The sequence below is a fragment of the Nocardioides aestuarii genome, from assembly GCF_039527245.1.
Taxonomy (GTDB): Bacteria; Actinomycetota; Actinomycetes; order Propionibacteriales; family Nocardioidaceae; genus Nocardioides; species Nocardioides aestuarii.
The window spans coordinates 2,865,892-2,888,224 of the sequence record NZ_BAAAJT010000002.1 but is presented as its reverse complement, the minus strand read 5'-3'; the positions used below and the strand labels follow the sequence as shown (position 1 = coordinate 2,888,224).

Genomic DNA, 22,333 nt, shown 5'->3' with positions numbered 1-22,333 from the left:
TCGAGGTCGGGCACCCAGGCGTTCGATGCGCCGACGTGGTCACTCCCCGGTGGTGGCCCACCTGCGCCAGTCGTGTGGGGTCAGCCTATCCGCACCCGGCGGCCGTCGAGGGTCCAGCCCTCGCGTGCCATCCGGCCGACCGCGTCGACCAGCATCGCGCGCTCGGCGACCTTGATCCGCTCGTGGAGCGAGGCGACGTCGTCGTCGTCCTCGACCGGCACGGTGGCCTGGGCGACGATCGGGCCGGTGTCGACGCCGCCGTCGACGACGAAGAGCGTCGCGCCGGTCACCTTGACGCCGTAGTCGAGGGCGTCACGTGGCCCGTGCATCCCGGGGAACGACGGGCACAGCGCCGGGTGGGTGTTGACCATCGCGAACCGCTCGAGGAAGCCGCCGCCGACCAGCTTCATGAATCCCGCCGAGACCACCAGGTCCGGCTCGTACGCCGCCACGGAGTCGGCCAGCGCCGTGTCCCAGTCCTCGCGGCTGTCGTGGTCGCCGACGCGGCACACGAACGTCGGGATCCCGGCGCGCGAGGCCCGCGCCAGTCCCTCGATGCCGTCGCGGTCCGCCCCGACCGCGACGACCTCCGCGCCGTAGTCGGGGTCGGCGCAGGCGTCGAGCAGGGCCTGCAGGTTGGTGCCGGAACCGGAGACGAGGACGACGAGCCGCACGGGGGTGGAGCCTACGGGGAGGTCAGTCGGTCGGCCGCAGCGTCCGCCGCTGCCACCAGGTCATGACCAGCCCGCCGACGAGGCCGCCGATGCCGAGCGCCGTGATCGCGTGGACCAGGACGTCGAAGGCGTAGGGCTGGACCAGCTGCATCCGGCCGGGGCCGACGGCACCGCCCGCCAGCAGCGACAGCCAGCCGAGCAGCACGCCGGCGAGGACCCCGCCGGCGCAGCCGCGCAGGGCGCCCTCCTCCCACCGCAGGGTGGGCCGGCGCCGCTGGGCGAGCGCCGCGCCGAGTGCGGCAGCGAGGGGCGGGACGGCCATGAGTCCGACCGTCCACGCCGGGACCGTGCCGCTGTCGGGGAGCGCAGCGAGCAGCGGGAAGGCCGGCAGCGCACCGGTCACCACCACGGTCGGCGAGACCATCGTCTGAGCCCCGACCATGAAGCCCGGACCGAGCAGGTAGGAGGTCGAGAAGAGGGTCGCGTTGGGGAGGACGAGGAGGGAGAGCAGGCCGTAGAGGGCGGCCTCGCCGCCCGACAGCCGCAGCCCGGCCATCACGTTGACGGCGGTCGAGACGTCGACGGCCAGCGCGACGACGAAGGCGACCAGGCCGGCGAGGAGGACCGAGCGGAGCACCGCCCGGCAGGTGGCCGCGGTGGCCCGCAGGTTGGCCGGGACGACCGTCGCCCAGATCGCGGCGCGGCCGGAGCCGACGGCGATGGCCGGACCGCCCACGAGCAGGGCGAGCCCCAGCGACCAGGTGATCGCACGGCCACCGTCGGGGGCCGTGGCCGAGGTCGCGGCCAGGCGCAGCGTGACGGCCGTGACGGCCGTGTAGCCGAGGGCGAAGGCGGTGAGCGCGACCGGGACCGTCCAGTCCCGCTCGCCGTCGGCGATCTGGTCGGCGTCGGGCCCGTGGCCGGAGACCGAGCTGCCGACCTTGTGGCCGACGCGCCAGCACGACCAGGCCGCGAGCAGGGTCAGCAGCAGCGGGACCGCCGTGACGACGACGCCCTGGACCTTCACGCCCGACCCGTGGGCCATCAGCCAGCCGAGGGCACCGATCCGGAGCGCGTCGCGCGGGGCGCCGTGGGAGGCCGCGTCGGAGAGGAACCAGCCGGTCACGGCGACGCCGAGGCAGACCACGAGCAGTCCGAGTGCGGCCGTGGCGCCTCCGGCCAGGCCCACGGCGAGCAGCGGCCGGCGGTGGCGCAGGTCGGTCGCCGGGCTCGTCGCGCGGGCGGGGGCCGGGAGCAGGGAGGTCATGGCCCGGCCATCATCACCCGCTCCCGCGCCCGTCCTGCGCTGCCACGCCGAGGTCGTGAGCCGGCCCACGTGACCGCGTGCACACTCCCGCCGGTGAGTTTTCAGGGCCTCCGACCTCACCCGTATGGTGGATCGGTCATGATCAACCCCGAGGCCTACGACGCGTTCTACAAGGACGCCCGCGCGCGCCTGCTGCTGCAGACCTACGTGCTCACCGGCGACCTCCCCGCGGCCCGCTCGGCCGTGCGCGACTCCTTCATCGTCACCTGGCACCACTGGCGCAAGGTGAGTCGGCTGCCCGACCCCGAGTCGTGGGTGCGGCCCCACGCGTGGGCGCAGGCGCAGCGCCGCCACACGGCCCGGATCTGGCACCGCGACAAGGCCCTCGACCCCGAGGCGCGGGCCACCTTCGACGCCTTGGGCTCGCTGCCGATGTCGCAGCGCAAGGCGCTCCTGCTCGACCAGACCACGTCGCTCCCGATGACCGAGCGAGCCAAGGAGCTCGGGCTGACGCTCGGGGAGGCCGAGCGCCTCACGCTCGCCGCGACCGGCGCGTTCTGCGAGGCCCGGGAGGCCTCCCCCGCCGACGTGCCGCTCCTCTTCGGCCACCTCGCCACCCTCGTCACCGACACCCGGCTGCCCCGGGCCTCGATCCTGCGCCGCGCCGGCGCTGCCCGGCGGCGTACCCACACGGTGGTGGGGGCGGCCGTCGCCGTCGCCGCCGTCGTCGTGACCGGCACGGTCGTCAGCGGCTCCACCGTCGAGGGGAGCACCCGGCTGCGCGAGGACGACACCAGCAGCATCGCCGCCTCGGGCGTCGACGGCGCGCCCGTCTCGGCCTTCACGCCGGCCCGGCTGCTCGAGGCAGACGAGGTCGGCGACGCGATCGGTGGCGACTGGACCGAGAAGAAGACCTCCGACAACTCGCGCGGTTCGGGGCGGGTGGCGCCCTGCCAGCAGGACCGCTACGCCGACCCCCAGGGCGTGTCGACCCTCGTGCGGACCTTCGCGTCGGAAGGGTCGAAGCGCGAGCCCGCCGCCTCGGCGGTGCAGTACGCCGAGCTGTCGAAGACCACCTCGACGTCCCGCAGGGCGTGGGAGCGGATGCTCCGCTGGTACGGCGGCTGCGTGACGCCGCAGACCCAGCTGATGGGCACCTACGCCGTCTCCGGCGTCGGCGACGAGGCGATGATGTTCCACCTGCGCAGCTGGAAGGGCTCCGGTGAGACCTTCGTCGTCGGCGTGGCCCGGACCGGCCAGATCGTCACGACGACCGTCAGCCGCTCGGCCGCGACCGACGACCCCGCTCTCGGGGCCTCCGTCGACCTGCTCGGCTCCGGGGTCAACGGCTTGTGCCGGACGACCCCCAACGCCAAGTGCGCCGACGACACCGACATGGAGGAGACCGACCCGGTGACGGTCGGCGAGGTTCCCGGGCTCCTGGTGGAGTCCGACCTGCCGCCTCTGGTCGGGGTCTCCAAGCCGTGGGTCGGCACCGAGCCGCGCGAGGCCCGCACCAACACCGCCTCCACGCGGTGCGACAACACGGAGTTCTCGCAGAAGTACGTCACCAATGCCGTGACCCGCACCTTCCTCGTGCCCCAGGCGAAGCTGCCTGCCCAGTTCGGCCTCACCGAGACCGTCGGCCGGATGCCCGAGGGGCGGGCGCAGGCGCTCGTCGACGAGGTCCGCAAGAAGATGGCGTCCTGCTCCGACCGCGACGCCGGCAGCGAGGTCGAGTCGCTGGCCAGCGACGAGACGAAGGACTCCGACCTCTCGCTGTGGCGCGTCCGGGCGGAAGTGAGCGACAACGAGACGGTCACCTACCTGATGGGCATCGCCCGCCAGGGCGGCACCGTCGGCCAGGTCGGATTCGTCCCGGGAGGCGGCGTCTTCATCGAGGCCGACGACTTCGACGCGCTCGTACGCCGCGCGCTGGCCCGGCTCGACGACCTGCCGAAGAAGCAGCGCTGACCGTCAGGTCCCGCTGCGCTGCATGTTGCTCCAGCCGGTCCAGCCGCGCTCGGCCATCAGCTCCTGGAGCCGGGCCACCATCGGGTGGGCGTCGGTGGCGAAGGCGTCCATCACCGCGATGAACGCGTCGTCGCCCATCTCCTCCTCGGCGAGCTCGAGCTCGCCGTCGCGCTCGGACTCCTCGGTGAGCTCGACCATCAGGTCGGCGACCTCGACGAGCCGTTCCTCGTCGTAGCCCTCCTGGGCGAGCTCGCCGATGAGCAGGTAGAGCCGCACCGTGCGGGGGTCGTCCAGCCGCTGCTGCTTGTCGACCATGAACTCCGGGATCCGGTCCGGCCAGCGCGCGGCCATCAGGATCCAGCCGTCGCGCTCGCCGAGGACCATCTCCTCCGCGACGCCGAGCGTACGCAGCCGGTCGAGGTAGGCGACGACCTCCGGCGGGAGCGCCAGCGAGTCGCCCGCGGCCAGCGCGGCGATCCGCCGCCGGTGCTCCTGCAGCGCCTGCACCTCTGCCCGGAGCCGCTGGTCGATCTCCGCGACCGCAGCTGCGAAATCGTCCGGGTCGGCGTCGAGCAGCTCCTCGACCCGTGCGAGCGGCACGCCCGCCTCGGCCAGCGTACGGATCCGGACCAGCCGGACGACCGCGGCGGCGTCGTACGAGCGATAGCCGGAGTGGTCGCGTGCGGGCTCCGGCAGCAGCCCGACGTGGTGGTAGTGGCGCACGGCGCGCACCGTCACCCCGGCGTACGACGCCAGCTGGCCGATCGTGAGCATGCCCTCAGCCTGCCTCAGCTCGCCCGGACGCGCCCGAAGACGCGGCTCGCCCACCAGAAGCACACGGCCGAGATCGCCACGCACCAGCCGACCGCCCACCACGCGTCGGCGCCGGGGGCCCGGCCGTCGAGGCAGGCGCGGAGGGTGTCGATGATCGGCGTGAACGGCTGGTGCTCGGCGACCCAGGCGAGCCCGGCGGGCATCGTGTCCGTCGGGACGAAGCCGCTGGAGAGGAAGGGCAGCAGGATCAGCGGCATCGGGGCGTTGCTCGCCGCCTCGACGCTGCCGCTCGCCAGGCCGATCGCGACGCAGAGCCACGTGACGGCCCAGCCCATCAGCAGCAGGATCCCGACGGCGCCGGCCCAGCCGGCCACGCCGGCGTCGCTGCGATAGCCCAGCAGCACCGCGGTGGCCAGGACGGCGGCGACGCCGACGACGGTCTGCACCATGGCGGCCAGCACGTGCGAGGTCAGCGGGGCCGAGCGTGCGACCGGCATGGTCCGGAACCGGTCGATGATGCCCTCGGTCGCGTCCTTCGCGACCAGGATCGCCGTGCTCTGGGCGACCGCCGCGACCGTCATGACCAGCAGCGTGGGCGTGATGTAGTCGAGGTAGTCGGCGCGGCCGGTGCCGCCCGGCAGGCCCGCCCCCATCGTGCCGCCGAAGACGAAGACGAAGAGCAGCAGGAACACCAGCGGCATCGCGACGATCATCACCGTCAGCGACGGATAGCGCAGCAGGTGCCTGAGGTTGCGCCGGAACAGCGTCGTGCTGTCCGTGAGGACGTAGGTGCTCATGCCGTCACCTCCGTCGCGGTCGGCTCGGCCGCGTGCCCGGTCAGGGCGAGGAAGACGTCGTCGAGGGTCTCTCCCCCGGCCTGCTCCTTGAGCTGTGCCGGGGTGCCCTCGGCGACGATCCGGCCCCGGTCGAGCACACCGACGGTGTGGGCGAGCTGGTCGGCCTCCTCGAGGTACTGCGTCGTCAGCAGGACCGTCACCCCGTCGGTGACGAGGTCGCGGACGACCTGCCAGAGGTCGCGGCGGCTGCGCGGGTCGAGTCCGGTCGTCGGCTCGTCGAGGAAGATCACCCGCGGCCGGGCGACGAGGGTCATGGCGAGGTCGAGCCGGCGCCTCATGCCGCCGGAGTAGGCCGCCGCCCGCTTGTCGGCGGCGTCGGTGAGCCCGAACGTCGCGAGCAGCTCGTCGGTCCTCGCGGCCGCCTCACGCCGGCCGAGGTGGGCAAGGTCGGCCATCAGCCGCAGGTTCTCGCGGCCCGTGAGGAGGTCGTCGACGGCCGAGAACTGACCGGTCACGCCGATGCTGCGGCGTACGCCGGTGGGATCGGTGGCGACGTCGTGGCCCGCGACGCGGGCCTCTCCGCCGTCGGCGCTGATCAGGGTGGACAGGATGCGGACCAGGGTGGTCTTGCCGGCGCCGTTGGGCCCGAGCAGGGCATGGACGGTGCCGCTGGGCACGGTGAGGTCGAGGCTCCGCAGCACCGGCTGGTCGCCGTACGCCTTGGTGATCCCGACCGCCTCGATGGCGGGTGTCGGTGAGGTCATGCCCACAGCGTCGGGGGTTGACGCAGCGTCAAGGTCAAGCCCCCGGCCACACCGGCCCGTCGTCGGTCCACGTGACGCCCTGGTTGCGGCACAGGCAGAAGGGGTGGCCGACCGGGTCGGTGTAGACGTGGAAGCCGTGGCCCTCGGGTCCGACGTGCGCGGACATCAGGGTCGCACCGAGGGCGACGACGCGCTCGTGCTCGGCGACGAGGTCGTCGACCTCGAAGTCGAGATGGAACTGCTTCGGGTGCTCGCTCGCCGGCCACTGCGGGGCGCGGTAGTCCTCGACCGGGGTGAAGGCGAGCTCGAGACCACCCAGCGCGATCCCCGCCCACTGCTCGGTGCTGTCCTCCTTGACCGGCAGCCCCACCACCGCGGAGTAGAAGCCCGCCAGCTCCATCGCGTCCGGGCAGTCGATGATCACGTCGGTCAGCTTCAGCACGCGGTGATCCTGCCAGACGTGGGACCCGAGCCAGCCCGCTGAGCGGCAGCCTGAGCGCTCGGTTCCAGGTGAACCCCTAGCTCGCGTCCTCCGCCCAGTGCTCGGCGGGAGGCTGGATGACACAGAACTCATTTCCGTCGGGGTCCTCCAGCACGTGCCACGTCCAGCCGAACTCCGAGAACGGCTCCGACGAGACGACGCGCGCACCCAGACCCACGACCCGCGCCAGCTCGGCGTCGAGGTCAGGGGTTCGCAGGTCCAGGTGGATCCGGTTCTTGGTGGCCTTGACCTCAGGCACCCGCTGCAGGAGCACCTCCACACCCTGGCCATCGGCAGGAAGCAGGGTGCAGTACCTCGTGCTGCCCCCGCCCGCGTCGAGATAGCCGAGCACCTCGGTCCAGAAGCCTGCTGATCGACGCACGTCCGCGCAGTCCACGACGACGACCAGCTCCCCACGCCCGGGCCCGTACCCCTGTCGCTTCCGTGTCACGCGGCCAACCTATCCGGGCGTCCGGTCGATCGGACGGCGACGAGGGGCCGGACCCAACCGGGTCCGGCCCCTCGTCGTCGGTGCAGCGATCGTCAGAGGTTCTTGACGATCTCGCGCATCAGGTCGGCGGTCTCGGACGGCGTCTTGCCGACCTTCACGCCCACGGCCTCGAGGGCCTCCTTCTTGGCCTGCGCCGTGCCCGAGGAGCCCGACACGATGGCGCCGGCGTGGCCCATGGTCTTGCCCTCCGGGGCGGTGAACCCCGCGACGTAGCCGACGACCGGCTTGGTCACGTGGTCCTTGATGTAGGCCGCGGCGCGCTCCTCGGCGTCGCCGCCGATCTCGCCGATCATCACGATCGCCTTGGTCTCGGGGTCGTTCTCGAACGCCTCGAGCGCGTCGATGTGAGTGGTGCCGATGATCGGGTCACCACCGATGCCGATGGCGGTCGTGAAGCCGTGGTCCTTCAGCTCGTACATCATCTGGTAGGTCAACGTGCCCGACTTCGACACCAGACCGATCGGACCCTTGCCCGCGATGGTGTGGGGCGTGATGCCGGCCAGCGACTCCTCGGGCGTGATGATGCCCGGGCAGTTGGGACCGATCATCCGGGTCGACTTGCCGTCGAGGTAGGCCACGACCTCGGCCGTGTCCTGGACCGGCACGCCCTCGGTGATGACGACGAGGAGCGGGATCTCGGCGTCGATGGCCTCGATGCAGGCGTCCTTGGTGAACGCCGGCGGCACGAAGGCGACCGAGACGTTCGCACCGGTCTCCTTCATCGCCTCCTCGACGGTGCCGTAGACCGGCAGCTCCTTGCCGCCGAGCTCGACGGTGGTGCCGGCCTTGCGGGCGTTGACGCCGCCCACGATGTCGGCGCCGGACTCGACCATCAGCGTGGTGTGCTTCGCACCCATGCCGCCGGTCATGCCCTGGACGATGATCTTGGAGTCCTTGTTGAGGTAGATCGACATTGTTCTTCTCTCCTCCTCAGGCGCCGTGGGCCAGCTCGGCGGCCTTGTCGGCCGCGCCGTCCATGGTGTCGACCTGGGTGACCAGCGGGTGGTTGAGCTCGTTCAGGATCGCGCGACCGGCGTCGACGTTGTTGCCGTCGAGGCGGACGACGAGCGGCTTGGTCGCCTCGTCGCCGAGGATCTCGAGCGCCCCCTTGATGCCGTTGGCGACCTCGTCGCAGGCGGTGATGCCGCCGAAGACGTTGACGAACACGCTCTTGACCTGCGCGTCATTGAGGATGACGTCGAGACCGTCGGCCATCACCTGGGCGTTCGCACCCCCACCGATGTCCAGGAAGTTGGCGGGCTTCACGCCCCCGTGCGCCTCGCCGGCGTAGGCGACCACGTCGAGGGTCGACATGACCAGGCCCGCGCCGTTGCCGATGATGCCGACCTCGCCGTCGAGCTTGACGTAGTTGAGGCCCTTGTCCTTGGCCTTCGCCTCGAGCGGGTCGGCCTCCTCGCGGATCTCGAACTGCTCGTGCTCGGGGTGGCGGACCTCGGAGGCGTTGTCGTCGAGCGACACCTTGCCGTCGAGCGCCTCGAGCTTGTCGCCCTCGAGCCGCGCGAGCGGGTTGATCTCGACGAGCGTGGCGTCCTCCTCGACGTAGACCTTCCACAGCTGCTGCACCAGCTCGACAGCCTGGTCGCGCAGCTCGGCGGGGAACTTGGCCTCGTCGACGATCGCGGCGGCCTTCTCCGGGGTGACGCCCTCGAGGGCGTCGACGGGGATCTTCCGGACGGCGTCGGGGTTGGTCTTGGCGACCTCCTCGATCTCCACGCCGCCCTCGACCGACACGATGCACAGGTGGGTGCGGTTGGAGCGGTCGAGCAGGAAGGAGAAGTAGTACTCGTCGACCGGCGGGGTCGCCGGGGTGACGAGGACGCGGTTGACCGTCAGGCCCTTGATCTCCATCCCGAGGATGTCGCGGGCGTAGGACTCGGCGTCGTCGGCGGTCTTGGCGATCTTCACGCCGCCCGCCTTGCCACGGCCGCCGGCCTTGACCTGCGCCTTGACGACGGTCACGCCGCCCATCTCCTCCGCCGCCGCGCGCGCGGCCTCGGGGGTCTCGGCGACCACACCGAGGGTGGTCGTCACTCCGTGCTTGGCGAAGAGCTCCTTCGCCTGGTACTCCATCAAGTCCACTGTTCGCCCAGTCCTTCGTTCTGTTCGACACGCCCCGTCTCAGGGCTTGGGATCCGGCCTTCGCACCCTAGTCCCGTGTCGCGGGTCACGGCAGGTCGGGTCAAGCGTCGAACAGGGCGTACGCCGGGAGTCAGGCGCCGACGGCGAAGTGGTCGGCCACCCAGCCGGTGATCTCGTGGGTCGGCGCACCGGGCGTGAAGACCTTCGCCACGCCGATCTCCTCGAGGACCGGGATGTCCTCCTCGGGGATGATCCCGCCGCCGAAGACGACGATGTCGGAGGCGTCGCGCTCGGCGAGCAGCTCGAGCAGCTTCTTGAACAGCGTCATGTGGGCCCCGGACAGCACCGAGAGGCCGATCAGGTCCGCGTCCTCCTGGATCGCGGTCTCCACGATCTGCTCCGGCGTCTGGTGGAGCCCGGTGTAGATGACCTCGTGGCCGGCGTCGCGCAGCGCCCGGGCGACGATCTTCGCGCCCCGGTCGTGGCCGTCGAGGCCGGGCTTGCCGACGACGATCCGGATCCGGCCCACGGGTGGCTGCGCGCTCATGGCGGCAGGGTAACGGAGGCGTGATCCTCGCCACGGACCGGCTTCGGCCAAGTCCCACCGGCGGGACACCGCCCCGCCTGCACCGTTCACAGGACGTGCACGCAAAGGTCACAAACAATCCACAATGCTCCAGACCGGGATTACGTGGCGCGTGATCAATCCGTTACAGTCCTTTCTCGTTGTCTCCGGACCAGACCACCCCCGTCCCCGACCGGAAGAGCTACTGCTTCATGGGTAACCACCGTGCGGACCGCCGCGGCCCCCGCCGCCGGTCCGAGGCGACTCCGCCTGCCGCGGCCCCGGTCCTGACGGCCGGTGGTGGCCGCCGCAAGGCCAACCGCCACACCGGCTCCCGCGGGCCGCTCTTCCGTGGTCTGCCCTCGCTCCCGGTGCTCGTCGGGCTCGCCGCCCTGAGCGCCTCGGTCGGCGGCGCGGTCACCGTGTCCGACTCCGGCCTCGGCGGGCCGGAGAACCACCGCCTGGTCGCCGCCAACGCGCTCAGCGGCGCCAGCGGGCAGTCGAGCAGCGACGCCCTGCGCGGACGCTCCACGCTCTCCCGCGACTCGCGGCGCGACGCCCTCGCCGACGCCGCGGACGCCGACCTCGTGGCCGAGGCCGAGGCGATGACCAAGCGACGCGACGCCGCCCTCGCCCGCTTCGCCCAGCTCGCCGAGAAGCAGTCGAAGAAGATCGAGGACAACCGCTGGGTGCTCCCGCTGAGCCCCTCGATCACGACCGCCGAGTTCGGTGACTACGGCCTGTGGGCCAGCTATCACACCGGCCTCGACTTCAACGGCGTCGACGGCCAGTCGATCATGGCGATCGCCGCCGGCACCGTGACGTCGGTCGGCTACGACGGGTCCTACGGCAACAAGACCGTCGTCACCCTCGAGGACGGCACCGAGATCTGGTACTGCCACCAGTCGAGCTTCAGCGTCAGCGAGGGCGACACCGTGGCCCCCGGCGAGGTCATCGGCGCCGTCGGCTCCACCGGCAACGTCACCGGCTCCCACCTCCACGTCGAGGTGCGGCCCGGCGGCGGCGACCCGGTCGACCCGTACGCCGCGTTCCTCGTCCACGGCGTCACCCCCTGACGCCTCGCCCGACTATCGTGCGCCCATGGCCGCACGCCCGTCCGTCGACCACCTCGTGGTGGCCTCGGCAGACCTCGCGGTCGGGACCGAGTGGGTCGCGCGACGCCTCGGCGTGACGCCCGCGCCCGGCGGGGTCCACCCCGGACTCGGCACCCGCAACGCACTGCTCGGCCTGGGCGACCTCTACCTGGAGGTGCTGGCCCTCGATCCCGCGCAGCAGGGGCGGTCGTCGCGCTTCGCCGATCTCGCCCGAGGTCGCGGGGAGCCGGCCCTGGTGACCCTCGCGGTCGCGCGGGACGACCTCGAGGACCCCGTCCCGATGTCACGTCGACGGCCCGACGGGACGTCGATGTCCTGGCAGGTCCAGTTCACCGGGACCCCGTTGTTCTACATCGACTGGCTGGACTCACCGCGGCCCGCGGGTCTTCCCGACGGCGGGTCGCTGACAAGACTGACGGTCACGACCCCCGCGCCGCAGGAGCTCGCCGGCGTGGCCGGCATCGAGGTCCGCGAGGGTCCGTGGCACGTCGAGGCCGACGTCGACGGCACGCCGCTCGCCTGACCCGCCCGCGGCCCGGAACTAGAGCTTCTCGACGGGCGCGTAGCGCAGCAGCAGCCGCTTGACGCCCTCGCTCCCGAAGTCGATCGAGGCGACGGCCTTGTCAGCCGCGCCCTCGAGCGCGACGACGGTGCCCATGCCGAAGGAGTCGTGGAGGACGCGGTCGCCGGGTGACAGAGACGGGACCTCGCGGGCCTGCTTCGCCTTCGACGCGGCGTCGGCACGCGCCGCGGCGGCCGAGAAGTTGCGCCGGCCCGCGGCGGTGGGCTGCCCCCACGAGCCGCTGCGGCCGCCGGAGAGGTCGGGGCGCGACCACAGCGCCTGCGCCGCCTCGGTACGCCGCCAGTCGACCAGGTCGACCGGCATCTCGTCGAGGAAGCGCGAGGCGGGGTTGTGGGAAGGCGCGCCCCAGGCGGACCGGACGACCGCCCGCGAGAGGTAGAGCCGCTGCTCGGCCCGGGTGACGCCGACGTAGGCCAGCCGGCGCTCCTCCTCGAGCTCGGGCTGGTCGCCCAGCGACCGCGAGTGGGGAAAGACGCCGTCCTCGAGACCGGTGAGGAACACGACGGGGAACTCCAGCCCCTTGGCGGTGTGGAGCGTCATCAACGTGACCACCCCGGAGTCGTCGCCCTCCGGCGCGTCGGGGATCTGGTCGGTGTCGGCGACCAGCGCCACCCGCTCGAGGAAGTCGGACAGCCCCGGAACATCGGAGCCGGCAACAGTGTCATCGGGGTCGGTGGGGTCGGCGGACGGTCCCGCCACCGGGTCGTCGGAGAACTCGCGGGCGACCGCGACCAGCTCGGCGAGGTTCTCGAGCCGGGTCTCGTCCTGGGGGTCGTCGGAGGCCTCGAGCTCGCTGAGGTAGCCCGACCGGTCGAGCACGGACTCGAGCACGACGTCGGGCCGCTCCCCCCCGGCGACCATCGACTGCAGCTCCTCGACCATCTCGACGAACCCGCGGATCGCGGTCCGGGACCGCGTGACGAGGCCGGGTGCGTCGTCTGCTCGGCGCAGCGCCTCCCAGAAGGTGATCCGCTCGCGCTCGGCGAAGGCCGAGACCATCGCCTCGGCCCGGTCGCCGATGCCGCGCTTGGGCACGTTGAGGACGCGGCGCAGCGAGATCTCGTCGTCGGCGTTGACCAGCATCCGCAGGTAGGCGACGGCGTCACGGACCTCACGGCGCTCGTAGAAGCGCACTCCGCCGACGACCTTGTAGGGCTGGCCGGTGCGGATGAACACCTCCTCGAACACGCGTGACTGGGCGTTGGTGCGGTAGAAGACGGCGACGTCGGACGGCTTCACGCCCGCCTCGTCGGTGAGGGTGTCGATCTCCTGGCTGACGAACCGCGCCTCGTCGTGCTCGTCGTCGGCGACGTAGCCGACGATCCGCTCCCCCTGGCCGGCGTCGGACCACAGCCGCTTGGGCTTGCGGCCCTTGTTGTGACCGATGACGCCGTTGGCGGCCTCGAGGATCGTCTGGGTCGAGCGGTAGTTCTGCTCGAGCAGGATCGTCTGGGCCTGCGGGAAGTCGTTCTCGAAGTCGAGGATGTTGCGGATGTTGGCGCCGCGGAAGGCGTAGATCGACTGGTCGGCGTCGCCCACCACCATCAGCTCGCTCGGCTCCACCCGCTCGGCCTCGGGGTCGAGGTCCTCGGGGTCGTCCGCGCAGAGCTGGTGGATGAGGGCGTACTGCGCGTGGTTGGTGTCCTGGTACTCGTCCACGAGGACGTGGCGGAACCGACGGCGGTAGTTCTCACGGATGTCGGGATAGGCCTGGAACAGGTGGACCGTGGTCATGATCAGGTCGTCGAAGTCGAGCGCGTTGGCCTCGCGCAGCCGGCGCTGGTAGGCCGAGTAGGCCTTGGCGCACGCCTCCTCGTAGGAGTTGCGGGCGTCGCGGGTGGCCTCCTCGTGGTCGCGCAGCTCGTTCTTCTGGTTGGAGGTCCAGTGGAGCAGCACGTTGGGCGGGAACCGCTTGGGGTCGAGCTCGAGGTCCTTGGCGACCAGCGTCATCAGCCGCTTGGAGTCGGCGGCGTCGTAGATCGAGAACGACGACTTGAAGCCGAGCCCTTCCTGGTTGAGCACCGTGATCTCCTTGCGGAGGATGCGCACGCAGGCGGAGTGGAAGGTCGAGACCCACATGATCCGCGCACGCTTGCCGACGAGGTCCTCGACCCGCTCCTTCATCTCGGCCGCGGCCTTGTTGGTGAAGGTGATGGCCAGGATCGAGCCCGGGTGGGCCTTGCGCTGGCTGATCAGCCAGGCGATGCGCCGGGTCAGCACGCGGGTCTTCCCCGATCCGGCGCCCGCGACGACCAGAAGCGGCGCGCCCTCGTGGACGACGGCGGCTCGCTGGGGGTCGTTGAGCCCGTCGAGCAGCTCCTCGCGCGAGGGGCCACCGCGCCCTCCCCGGGGCTCGGCGGGGGTCGAGGCGGCGGCGGCGAGGTGCTCGAATCCGGGCAGCGGTGCAGACGTGCTCATGTCGGTCCAACCCTACGGCGGACCGCCGACGACGCCGGGTGCGGGAGCGCTCAGACGAAGACGGCGACGCCGACGTTGAGCACGGTGAGGCCGAGCATCAGCGCCCACAGCCCTTGGGGGATCGACGGCTTGCGCATGTTCATCATGACGAGCACCAGCAGCACGACGCCCACCACGAGCTTGATGCCGACCTTCACGTGGTCGACGTCGCCGTCGCCGGCCTCCAGGACACCGACCAGGCCGAGACCGGCGACCACCGCAGTGCCGACACCGTCGCGCATCGCTCCGTTGACCCGCTTCTGCTCGTCGCGGTGCTGCACGAGCAGCCCGCCGAACAGCGCTCCGAAGCCGAGCAGGTGGAGGACGAGCAGGATCTCCCGGAGTGTTTCCATGCCGTGAAATCTATCGACCGGTCCGGTCTCACCGGCGCCCGGTGTCTGGACACTCCGCCGGAAGTGCGGTTCGGTGTCATGCATGTCCCCAGCCGAAATTGTGACCCACGCCACATACCGCGCCGCTGAGGCGGCAGAGTCCTGGGGGTGGTTGAGCAGCGTCGAGGACGCGATCAACAACGCCTTCACCCCGATCTCGGACGCGGTCCAGAGCGTCATCTTCTACGCCCCCTCCATCGGCGGCGTGGAGGTGCCGCTCATCGTCTTCTGGCTCGTGGTGGCCGCCGCGATCTTCACGATCTACTTCAAGGGCGTCCAGTTCACCGGCTGGCGGACCTCCATCGACCTGGTCCGGGGCAAGTACTCCCGGGCGAGCGACCCCGGCGAGGTCACCCACTTCCAGGCGCTCACCTCGGCGGTGTCGGGCACCGTCGGACTCGGCAACATCGCCGGCGTCGGTGTGGCGGTCACGATCGGCGGTCCGGGTGCGACGTTCTGGATGATCCTCGCGGGCCTCCTGGGCATGTGCACCAAGTTCGTCGAGTGCACGCTGGGCGTGAAGTACCGCGAGGTCCACGAGGACGGCACGGTCACCGGCGGCGCCTTCCGCTACCTGCCGGTCGCCTTCGAACGCTTCGGCTCCGGGGTCTCCAAGACGCTGACGATGATCTTCGCGATCGCGCTGTTCTTCTTCGGCGCGGTCGGCGGCAACATGTTCCAGGCCAACCAGACCTTCGCCCAGGCGCAGGAGATCACCGGCGGCGACGACGGCTTCCTCGGCTCGTCGGGCTCCGCGCTGATCTTCGGCATCATCCTCGCGATCCTCGTGGGCGCGGTGATCCTCGGCGGCATCACCTCGATCGGCAAGGTCACCTCCCGCCTCGTGCCCCTGATGGCCCTCATCTACGTCGGCGCCTGCCTGCTGGTCATCGGCTTCAACATCGCCCACCTGCCGGCGGCCGTCGGCGAGATCATCAGCGGCGCCTTCGCCCCGGTCGGCGTGGCCGGCGGCGCGATCGGCGTCCTGATCATCGGCTTCCAGCGGGCCGCCTTCTCCAACGAGGCCGGCGTCGGCTCCGCCCCGACCGCCCACGCCGCGGTGAAGACCAAGCACCCCGTCAGCGAGGGCTTCGTGGCCCTGCTCGAGCCCTTCATCGACACGGTCGTCATCTGCACCATGACCGCGCTGACCATCGTCATCGCCGACACGACGTTCTACAGCGACGCACGCGAGGCGGTCGCGGCCGGCGAGGCGGCGCCCGACGGCGTCGTCGTCACCTCGCGCTCGTTCGAGACCTTCCTGCCGCAGTTCCCGGTGATCCTCGCGATCGCCGTCGCCCTCTTCGCGTTCTCGACGCTGATCACGTGGGCCTACTACACGCAGAAGGCGTTCACGACGATCTTCGGCCGCTCCAAGCGCAACGAGATGATCTTCAAGGTCATCTTCTGCCTGTTCACGGTCGTCGGCTCGGTCCTGACCTTCGACTCGGTCCTCGGCTTCGCCGACGCGATGTTGTTCGTCTGCGCGATCGTCAACCTGCTCGCGTGCTACCTGCTGCTGCCCAAGGTCAAGGAGGAGGTCCGCTCCTTCCGCCAGGGACTCAAGGACGGCTCCATCGAGGAGGTCCCGGTCGAGGAGCGCGCCACCACCTGAGCCGCGCCTCGTCGTACGACGAGGGGCCGGGACGCGCGCTGCGTCCCGGCCCCTCGTGCCGTCCGGTGGAGGTCAGCGCCGCTTGCGCGGTGCCGGCCGTACGACGAGCACCGGGCACGGCGCGTAGTGCTGCACGCGCTGGGCGGTGCTGCCGACCAGCACCCGGTCGCTGAGCCCGCGACCGCCGGCGGCGACCACGACCAGGCCGGCTCCGAGCTCCTCGGCGGCCTTGATGATCTCGTCGGCCGGAGAGCCGGAGCGCACGTCGCGGTGGACCGCCGGACCCCAGCCGTCGAAGACCCGCGCGACGTGGTCGACCGCAGACTCGGCCGCGGACCGGAAGCCCCCGGCCTCTCCCTCGGCGGCCCGGCGATCCGGCTCGGCGAGGTCGTCGGCGAACGCGACGGCCGCGAGCGGGCGGACCACGGCGAGCACGGTGACGTCGGTGACCTTCGTGGGGTCGGCGAAGGACAGCAGCTCCTCCGCCGCTCGCAACGACTGCCTGCTGCCGTCGGTGGTGACCAGCACGTGCATGTCAGGCTCCTTCGATGGGCTCGCTGCGGCGGCCGGTGCCCTTGCTGCCGAAGAGCGACTCGACGACGTAGAGCACGCCGCCGAGGCCGATCAGGCCCAGGCACCACCACAGGGAGCCTGGGTCGGTGTAGATCACGTAGCCGAGCAGGACGAGGTTGCCGAGCAGGCCGATGCCGAGGAGGACGCTGTTGGCCTTGAAGGTCTCGTCCGACTCGTCGCTGCCGCGCAGCTTGAAGCAGGAGACGATGACCCCTGCGTAGACGGCGAGCAGGAGCACCACGGTGACCGCGGCCAGCCGTTCGACGATGTCGATCTTGAGGCCGATCCCGTTGAGCAGCGATCCCACCACGACCAGGGCGATCACGACGGCCGCGCTGAAGATCAGGGCGTTGACCGGGCTTCGTCGCGACGAGTGGACCTTGGCGAAGACGCCCGGCACGACGTCCTCGCGGGCCATGCCGTAGAGGATGCGCGACTGGGTCACGACCTGGACCAGCGTGGTGTTGGTGATCGCGATCATCGCGATCACCGCGAAGACCAGCACCATCACGCTCACCGAGATCGGCAGGATGCCGGCCTTGATGACCTCGAGGAGCGCGGCATCGGAACCGGCGAGCGTCTTGACGTCCACCGTGAGCGCAGCCGAGATCGAGACCAGCACGTAGATCACGCCGGCCGCCGCCATGCCGCCCACGAGGGCGCGCGGGAAGTTCTTGTGGGGGTCGATCGTCTCCTCGGCCACGTTGGCCGCGTTCTCGAACCCGGTCATCGCGAAGAACGAGAGGGCGACACCCGCAACGATCGCGAAGATGACGCTGTCGGACGTGGAGAAGTCCGTGAGCCGCGAGAAGTCGGCGTTGCCCTGTCCGACGTAGATGATCGCGCAGATCATCACGATGACCAGGCCGGAGATCTCGACGATCGTCATCAGCATGTTGGCCACGACGGACTCGGTGATGCCGATGAAGTTGAGGACCGCCAGCAGGACGATGAACGCGATCATCACCAGGAGCACCGGCGGCGCCCCCCAGATCTGGCCGAAGTACTTCGCGAACCCGGCGGCCAGTGATCCTGCCGCCGCGAAGGTAGCCGACAGGTAGGTCACCGTCGTCAGGAAGGTGAGCCCCTTGTTGCCGAACGCCTTGTTGACGTAGAGCGAGGCACCGGCGGCCTGGGGGTACTTCGTCGCCAGCTCGGCGTAGGCCAGGCCGGTGAACCCGGCGACGGTGACGCCGACGGCGAAGGCCGCCCAGAAGGCACCGCCGACCTCGCCGGCCACCGCACCGATGAGGACGTAGATGCCGGAGCCCAGCACGTCGCCCAGCACGTAGAAGAAGAGGAGTCGTCCGGTGATCGACCGCTTCAGGCCGCCGTCGCTGACGGCTCCTGCCGAGGTCGCGGTGTTGGGTTCGGCCACGAGGGTGCCTTCTCTCCGAGAGGAATCGACCCTCCAGCGAACCGGAGGCGCTCGGCCGGTGTCACCATTCCTTCGGGTGAGCCAGGTCAGAGCAGGTGGCGGTCGGAGGCCCACCGGGTGAGCTCGTGGCGCGAGGAGAGCTGGAGCTTGCGCAGCACGCTCGACATGTGGGTCTCGACGGTCTTGATCGAGATGAAGAGCTCCTTCGCGACCTCCTTGTAGGCGTAGCCGCGGGCGATCAGCCGCATCACCTCCCGCTCCCGCTCGGTGAGCCGGTCGAGGTCCTCGTCGACCGCGGCGACCTCGATCGACCCGGCGAACGCGTCGAGGACGAAACCCGCGAGCCGGGGCGAGAAGACGGCGTCACCGTCGGCGACGCGCCGGATCGCGTCGACGAGCTCGGGTCCGGTGATCGTCTTGGTGACGTAGCCCCGGGCCCCGCCGCGGATCGTCCCGATGACGTCCTCGGCGGCGTCGCTGACCGACAGCGCGAGATAGCGGGTGTCCTCGCTCCGGGAGCGCTTGACCACCGAGACGCCGCCACCGCCGGGGAGGTGGACGTCGAGCAGCACCACGTCGGGCCGCTCGGCGTCGATGACGCGGACCGCCTCGTCGACGTCGCCGGCCTCCCCCACGACGACGACGTCGTCGGGCACGGTCGCCAGCTCGCCCCGCACCCCCGAGCGGAACATGGCGTGGTCGTCGACCAGCACGACGCGGACGGGCGCGGTGCGCGCCGTCCCGGACATGGGCTCAGTCATCGTCTCCTCCTACGGGCAGGTGCAACCGCACCTCGGTCCCCTCGCCGGGGGTGGAACGGATCTCGGCCGACCCGCCGTGGCGGGTCATGCGGTCGTGGATGCTCTGGCGGACGCCGTAGCGGTCGTCGGGGACGTCGTCGGGGTCGAAGCCGCGGCCCCGGTCGCGCACGAAGACCGAGATCTCCTCCGCGGCCACCTCGGCGTAGACGTCGACGCGGTCGACCCCCGCGTGCTTGGCGGCGTTGGTGAGCGCCTCGCCGGTCGCGCGCACGACGGGCTGCCACGCCTCGGCGTAGGGCAGGTCACCGACGACGACCACCTCGACCGCGACGCCGTGCGCGTCCTCGACGTCGGCGGCGACGCGGCGCAGCGAGCTGGCCAGCGTGCTGTCGTCGGTCGCCTCGCCCCGGTAGAGCCAGGCCCGCAGGTCGCGTTCCTGGGAGCGGGCGAGCCGCGAGACCGTGGTCGGGTCGTGGGCGTTCTTCTGGATCAGCGCGAGCGTCTGGAGCACCGAGTCGTGGAGGTGGGCGGCGACGTCGGCCCGGTCCTGGGTCCGCACCCGCTCGGCCCGCTCGGCAGTGAGGTCGGCGGCGAGCCGGTAGATCCAGGGACCCACGACGATGCCGAGCCCGGCGACGGCGAGCAGCGCCACGAGGGTCACGTCGCGGGCGAGGGCGAAGGAGGAGCCGCCGTGGAGGGAGACGAGGACCAGGGCGCCGACGATCAGCAGCGCGCCCACCACGAGTCGCGTCCAGGCGGCCCATCCGCCGTTGCCGAGCACGACCCGGACCGGGTCGACCCGCCCGGTGCGGTCGAGCCAGCGCTCGCGCTGGGCCTCGTCGGCCTGGCGCCACAACAGCGCGACACCGCCGACCCCCAGCAGCGCGGCCCAGAAGAGCGAGCCCTGGCCGAAGACGGCGTCGAGGAGCAGCACCGCGCCGATGCCGAGGGCCGCGAGGACGTGGACCGGGCCGACGTCGGCGAGGCGGCGGATCCGGCCGGGGCGGCGGCCGTCGCGGCTCGCGCCCTCGAGGCCGGGGGCGTCGCGCTCGAACGCGGCGTCCGTGGGCAGGACCATCCACAGCGCGCCGTAGAGGAAGACGCCGAGGCCGCCGAGCGTCAGCAGCAGGACGAACCCCACCCGCACCCAGAACACCGGCAGCCCGAGGTGGCGCGCGAGACCCGCCGCGACCCCGCCGAGGACCGGCTGCTGGGTGTCGCGGAAGGCCTTGCGCGTATCGGGGCGGACCTCGTGGTCCGCGGTCGGGGTGCTGCTGCTCATCGTGGCTCAATCCTCACACGCAGGCAGCGGACCCACCATGAGGTTCGACCCCGGTCCTGACCCCGGGGCGACCCTGAGGCGCACGAGCCGGGGACCGGGCATGATCAGGGTCGTCCCCGATGGTCCGGGGCGCCCGCCGCCACCACGCTTGGAGCCATGACCACCACACCGCCGCCTCCCGAGGAGGCCACCACCCCGCCGTCCGGGGGCGGCACCGCCACCGACGAGCACACCGGTCCCCGCGTCACCGCCGACGAGGTCCGCGACCTCGGCCGGCTGCGGCGCACGACCACCGACCGCAAGGTCGCCGGCGTCGCCGGCGGCCTCGCCCGCCACCTCGACATCGACCCGATCATCCTGCGGGTCGCCTTCGTCGTCCTCGCCTTCTTCGGCGGCGCCGGCCTGATCCTGTACGCCGCCGGCTGGCTGCTGCTGCCCGAGGACGGGGAGGAGCGGGCGACCCTCCACCTCGACGAGCGCAGCCGCACCATTGCGCTGGTCGCCCTGACGGTGCTGGCCGGACTGGCCCTCGTCGGCGACTCCTGGGGAGCCGGCTGGTTCCCCTGGCCGCTGGCGATCATCGGGCTGATCGCCTTCGTGTGGCTCAGCCGCAGCCGCGAGCGCGACCTCCGTCGTGCGGCGGCCGCACCCGCGGCGGAGGGGGAGCCCTACGCCACGCCGTCCCACACGGCGTACGCGCCCCCGCCGCCACGCGACCCGCGCAAGCGCGGCCCGAAGCTGTTCTGGTTCACGGTCCTGCTGATCGCCGTCGCCGAGGGTGCGCTCGGCATCGCCGACGGCGCCGGCCTGCCCGTCGTCGACTCGGCCTACCCGGCGCTGGCGGTCGGGCTCATCGCCACGATGCTCGTCGTCGGGTCGGTCATGGGTCGTGCCGGCGGCCTGATCGCGCTCGGCCTGGTCGGGAGCCTGTTCCTCGCCGGCGCCACGGCGGCCGACCGGTGGGACGGCGACCGCTTCGAGTACCACCCGTCGTCGAGCGCCGACGTCGAGGACAGCTATGCGATGGACGCGGGCACGATGGTCGTCGACCTGACCGACCTCGCGGACCCCGAGGCGCTCGACGGCCGCACGATCGACGTCACCGGTCAGGTCGGCGAGCTCGTCGTCCGGATCCCGGAGGACTCCAACGTCCGGATCCGCGCGTCGATCGACGGCCCCGGCGGCTACGACTTCTTCCAGGGCGACCGCCAGGGCGGTGGGATCGGCACCACCACGACCGCCCAGTGGCGCGGCGACGCCGACGACCCCACCTTCACCGTCGACGCCGACCTCCAGGTCGGCGTGGTCACCATCGAGACGGAGTGAGCACGATGAGCGAGCACGAGACCTACCGCTACGACACCGACAGCTTCGAGACCGACAGCTTCGAGACCGGGCGCATCCAGGAGACCGGGAGCTGGCGCCACCCGCTCAACGTCGGCCACCTGGTCATGGGCATCGCCTTCGCCGGCATGGTGCTGGTCTGGGCGCTGGTCGCCGGTGGCGCGGTCGCCGACGACGACATCCAGTGGCTGCTGCCGATCCCGTGGGTCGGGGCCGGCGCGGCCGGGCTGGTCGCGATGGCGCTGGCCGCGAGGCGGCGTACCTGAGGCGCTCCTAGGGTGGTCGCCATGACGACGCCCACCCTGGGGACCCTCGCCACCGAACCCGTCGACGCCCGTCCGGACCTGCTCGCCGAGCCGGTCCGGGCGGCGTTGTCGTCGTGGGAGCACGCCGGGGCGGTCGGCGTCGCGCCGATCGACCCGTCGCTGGCGGACACGGCCGCCTGCTCCGAGGCCTATGCCGTCCCGCTCGACGCCGGCGCCAACTGCGTGGTCGTCGCCGGCAAGCGCGACGGGCAGGAGCGGGTCGCCGCCTGCCTGGTCCGCTCCGACACCCGGGCGGACGTCAACAACCGGGTCAAGCGGCTCCTCGACGTCCGCAAGTGCTCCTTCCTGTCAGTGGACCGAGCGGTCGAGGAGTCGGGGATGGAGTACGGCGGCATCACCCCGGTCGGCCTGCCCGCCGGATGGCGGCTGCTGGTCGACGCCCGGGTCCTCGAGACCGACCTGGTCCTGATCGGCTCCGGCGTACGCCGCTCCAAGCTCGTCCTGCCCGGCCACCTCGCCGCCGCCCTCCCCCGCGCGGAGGTCGTCCCCGACCTCGCCCTGCCCTGACCGCCGAGTCGCGGGTTCGTGACGTGCGAGTGGCGGGTTGGTGACCGTCGAGCCCGCACATCTCCGCGACTCGGCGGTCACAACCCCACGACT

Annotated in this window: 23 protein-coding genes and 1 riboswitch; of the genes, 7 read left to right on the top strand and 16 right to left on the bottom strand. The window is 71.6% G+C overall.

Features of this window, described 5'->3' with window-relative positions:
- Nucleotides 1-5 precede the first annotated feature (5 nt).
- A riboswitch (ZMP/ZTP riboswitch) is annotated at nucleotides 6-77 on the bottom strand.
- Between the two features lie 3 nt (nucleotides 78-80).
- Entirely contained in the window at nucleotides 81-674 is a 594-nt protein-coding gene (purN, locus tag ABD091_RS14555) for a phosphoribosylglycinamide formyltransferase (RefSeq protein ID WP_343919672.1), read from the bottom strand.
- Between the two features lie 22 nt (nucleotides 675-696).
- Nucleotides 697-1,941, bottom strand: coding sequence for a cell division protein PerM (locus ABD091_RS14550; protein ID WP_343919670.1), 1,245 nt, complete (start codon nucleotides 1,939-1,941; stop codon nucleotides 697-699).
- 138 nt (nucleotides 1,942-2,079) lie between these two features.
- On the opposite strand from ABD091_RS14550, the gene ABD091_RS14545 reads away from it, so the two are divergent.
- Nucleotides 2,080-3,915 (top strand): SigE family RNA polymerase sigma factor, encoded by a 1,836-nt coding sequence (locus tag ABD091_RS14545; protein ID WP_343919668.1) that lies wholly within the window; start codon nucleotides 2,080-2,082, stop codon nucleotides 3,913-3,915.
- Between the two features lie 3 nt (nucleotides 3,916-3,918).
- Here ABD091_RS14545 and ABD091_RS14540 read toward each other — a convergent pair whose 3' ends face one another.
- The 8 genes from ABD091_RS14540 to ABD091_RS14505 form a co-directional block, all read right to left on the bottom strand.
- Nucleotides 3,919-4,689 carry a MerR family transcriptional regulator gene (locus ABD091_RS14540; RefSeq protein ID WP_343919666.1) on the bottom strand — a complete coding sequence of 257 codons (771 nt, stop codon included), beginning with the start codon at nucleotides 4,687-4,689 and terminating at the stop codon, nucleotides 3,919-3,921.
- A gap of 14 nt (nucleotides 4,690-4,703) precedes the next feature.
- Complete coding sequence (locus ABD091_RS14535; RefSeq protein WP_343919664.1) at nucleotides 4,704-5,486, bottom strand: ABC transporter permease; 783 nt, start codon at nucleotides 5,484-5,486, stop codon at nucleotides 4,704-4,706.
- A complete protein-coding gene (locus ABD091_RS14530; protein ID WP_343919662.1) occupies nucleotides 5,483-6,250 on the bottom strand; it encodes an ABC transporter ATP-binding protein in 768 nt (255 codons plus the stop codon). Before ABD091_RS14530 ends, ABD091_RS14535 begins: the two co-directional genes overlap by 4 nt.
- Before the next feature lie 34 nt (nucleotides 6,251-6,284).
- The gene (locus ABD091_RS14525; RefSeq protein WP_343919660.1) at nucleotides 6,285-6,692 is read right to left on the bottom strand and encodes a VOC family protein; all 408 of its coding nucleotides are present in this window, start codon (nucleotides 6,690-6,692) and stop codon (nucleotides 6,285-6,287) included.
- 76 nt (nucleotides 6,693-6,768) lie between these two features.
- Nucleotides 6,769-7,182, bottom strand: a complete 414-nt coding sequence (locus ABD091_RS14520; RefSeq protein WP_343919658.1) for a VOC family protein — start codon at nucleotides 7,180-7,182, stop codon at nucleotides 6,769-6,771.
- Nucleotides 7,183-7,274: 92 nt separating this feature from the next.
- Entirely contained in the window at nucleotides 7,275-8,156 is an 882-nt protein-coding gene (gene sucD / locus ABD091_RS14515; protein WP_343919656.1) for a succinate--CoA ligase subunit alpha, read from the bottom strand.
- Nucleotides 8,157-8,172: 16 nt separating this feature from the next.
- Nucleotides 8,173-9,342 carry an ADP-forming succinate--CoA ligase subunit beta gene (gene sucC / locus ABD091_RS14510; RefSeq protein WP_343919654.1) on the bottom strand — a complete coding sequence of 390 codons (1,170 nt, stop codon included), beginning with the start codon at nucleotides 9,340-9,342 and terminating at the stop codon, nucleotides 8,173-8,175.
- A gap of 130 nt (nucleotides 9,343-9,472) precedes the next feature.
- Nucleotides 9,473-9,889, bottom strand: coding sequence for a cobalamin B12-binding domain-containing protein (locus tag ABD091_RS14505; protein ID WP_343919652.1), 417 nt, complete (start codon nucleotides 9,887-9,889; stop codon nucleotides 9,473-9,475).
- Nucleotides 9,890-10,119: 230 nt separating this feature from the next.
- Here ABD091_RS14505 and ABD091_RS14500 point away from each other — a divergent pair, with 230 nt between their 5' ends.
- Nucleotides 10,120-10,983 carry a M23 family metallopeptidase gene (locus ABD091_RS14500; protein WP_343919650.1) on the top strand — a complete coding sequence of 288 codons (864 nt, stop codon included), beginning with the start codon at nucleotides 10,120-10,122 and terminating at the stop codon, nucleotides 10,981-10,983.
- A gap of 25 nt (nucleotides 10,984-11,008) precedes the next feature.
- Nucleotides 11,009-11,545, top strand: coding sequence for a VOC family protein (locus ABD091_RS14495; RefSeq protein ID WP_343919648.1), 537 nt, complete (start codon nucleotides 11,009-11,011; stop codon nucleotides 11,543-11,545).
- Between the two features lie 18 nt (nucleotides 11,546-11,563).
- Here ABD091_RS14495 and pcrA read toward each other — a convergent pair whose 3' ends face one another.
- Nucleotides 11,564-14,023, bottom strand: coding sequence for a DNA helicase PcrA (gene pcrA, locus ABD091_RS14490; protein WP_343919646.1), 2,460 nt, complete (start codon nucleotides 14,021-14,023; stop codon nucleotides 11,564-11,566).
- A 50-nt stretch (nucleotides 14,024-14,073) separates the two neighbouring features.
- On the bottom strand, nucleotides 14,074-14,415 hold the full coding sequence (locus ABD091_RS14485) for a hypothetical protein (protein WP_343919644.1): 342 nt from the start codon (nucleotides 14,413-14,415) through the stop codon (nucleotides 14,074-14,076).
- Between the two features lie 151 nt (nucleotides 14,416-14,566).
- Between ABD091_RS14485 and ABD091_RS14480 the strand changes: the two genes are divergently transcribed.
- Nucleotides 14,567-16,069, top strand: coding sequence for an alanine/glycine:cation symporter family protein (locus ABD091_RS14480; protein ID WP_343919642.1), 1,503 nt, complete (start codon nucleotides 14,567-14,569; stop codon nucleotides 16,067-16,069).
- 72 nt (nucleotides 16,070-16,141) lie between these two features.
- On the opposite strand, the gene ABD091_RS14475 is transcribed toward ABD091_RS14480, so the two are convergent.
- The 4 genes from ABD091_RS14475 to ABD091_RS14460 form a co-directional block, all read right to left on the bottom strand.
- Nucleotides 16,142-16,603 carry a universal stress protein gene (locus tag ABD091_RS14475; RefSeq protein ID WP_343919640.1) on the bottom strand — a complete coding sequence of 154 codons (462 nt, stop codon included), beginning with the start codon at nucleotides 16,601-16,603 and terminating at the stop codon, nucleotides 16,142-16,144.
- A 1-nt stretch (nucleotide 16,604) separates the two neighbouring features.
- Nucleotides 16,605-18,020, bottom strand: coding sequence for an APC family permease (locus ABD091_RS14470; RefSeq protein WP_343919638.1), 1,416 nt, complete (start codon nucleotides 18,018-18,020; stop codon nucleotides 16,605-16,607).
- 86 nt (nucleotides 18,021-18,106) lie between these two features.
- Nucleotides 18,107-18,781 carry a LuxR C-terminal-related transcriptional regulator gene (locus ABD091_RS14465; RefSeq protein WP_343919636.1) on the bottom strand — a complete coding sequence of 225 codons (675 nt, stop codon included), beginning with the start codon at nucleotides 18,779-18,781 and terminating at the stop codon, nucleotides 18,107-18,109.
- Nucleotides 18,774-20,063: a PspC domain-containing protein gene (locus ABD091_RS14460; RefSeq protein ID WP_343919634.1), complete on the bottom strand. Its 1,290-nt coding sequence runs from the start codon at nucleotides 20,061-20,063 to the stop codon at nucleotides 18,774-18,776. The genes ABD091_RS14465 and ABD091_RS14460 overlap by 8 nt, the downstream gene beginning before the upstream one ends.
- A 156-nt stretch (nucleotides 20,064-20,219) precedes the next feature.
- Between ABD091_RS14460 and ABD091_RS14455 the strand changes: the two genes are divergently transcribed.
- The 3 genes from ABD091_RS14455 to ABD091_RS14445 are packed head-to-tail and all read left to right on the top strand — an operon-like array spanning nucleotide 20,220 to nucleotide 22,240.
- Nucleotides 20,220-21,389 carry a PspC domain-containing protein gene (locus ABD091_RS14455; protein ID WP_343919632.1) on the top strand — a complete coding sequence of 390 codons (1,170 nt, stop codon included), beginning with the start codon at nucleotides 20,220-20,222 and terminating at the stop codon, nucleotides 21,387-21,389.
- On the top strand, nucleotides 21,386-21,673 hold the full coding sequence (locus ABD091_RS14450; protein WP_343919630.1) for a hypothetical protein: 288 nt from the start codon (nucleotides 21,386-21,388) through the stop codon (nucleotides 21,671-21,673). Before ABD091_RS14455 ends, ABD091_RS14450 begins: the two co-directional genes overlap by 4 nt.
- A gap of 21 nt (nucleotides 21,674-21,694) precedes the next feature.
- On the top strand, nucleotides 21,695-22,240 hold the full coding sequence (locus ABD091_RS14445) for a YbaK/EbsC family protein (protein ID WP_343919628.1): 546 nt from the start codon (nucleotides 21,695-21,697) through the stop codon (nucleotides 22,238-22,240).
- The last annotated feature ends 93 nt before the right edge of the window (nucleotides 22,241-22,333 follow it).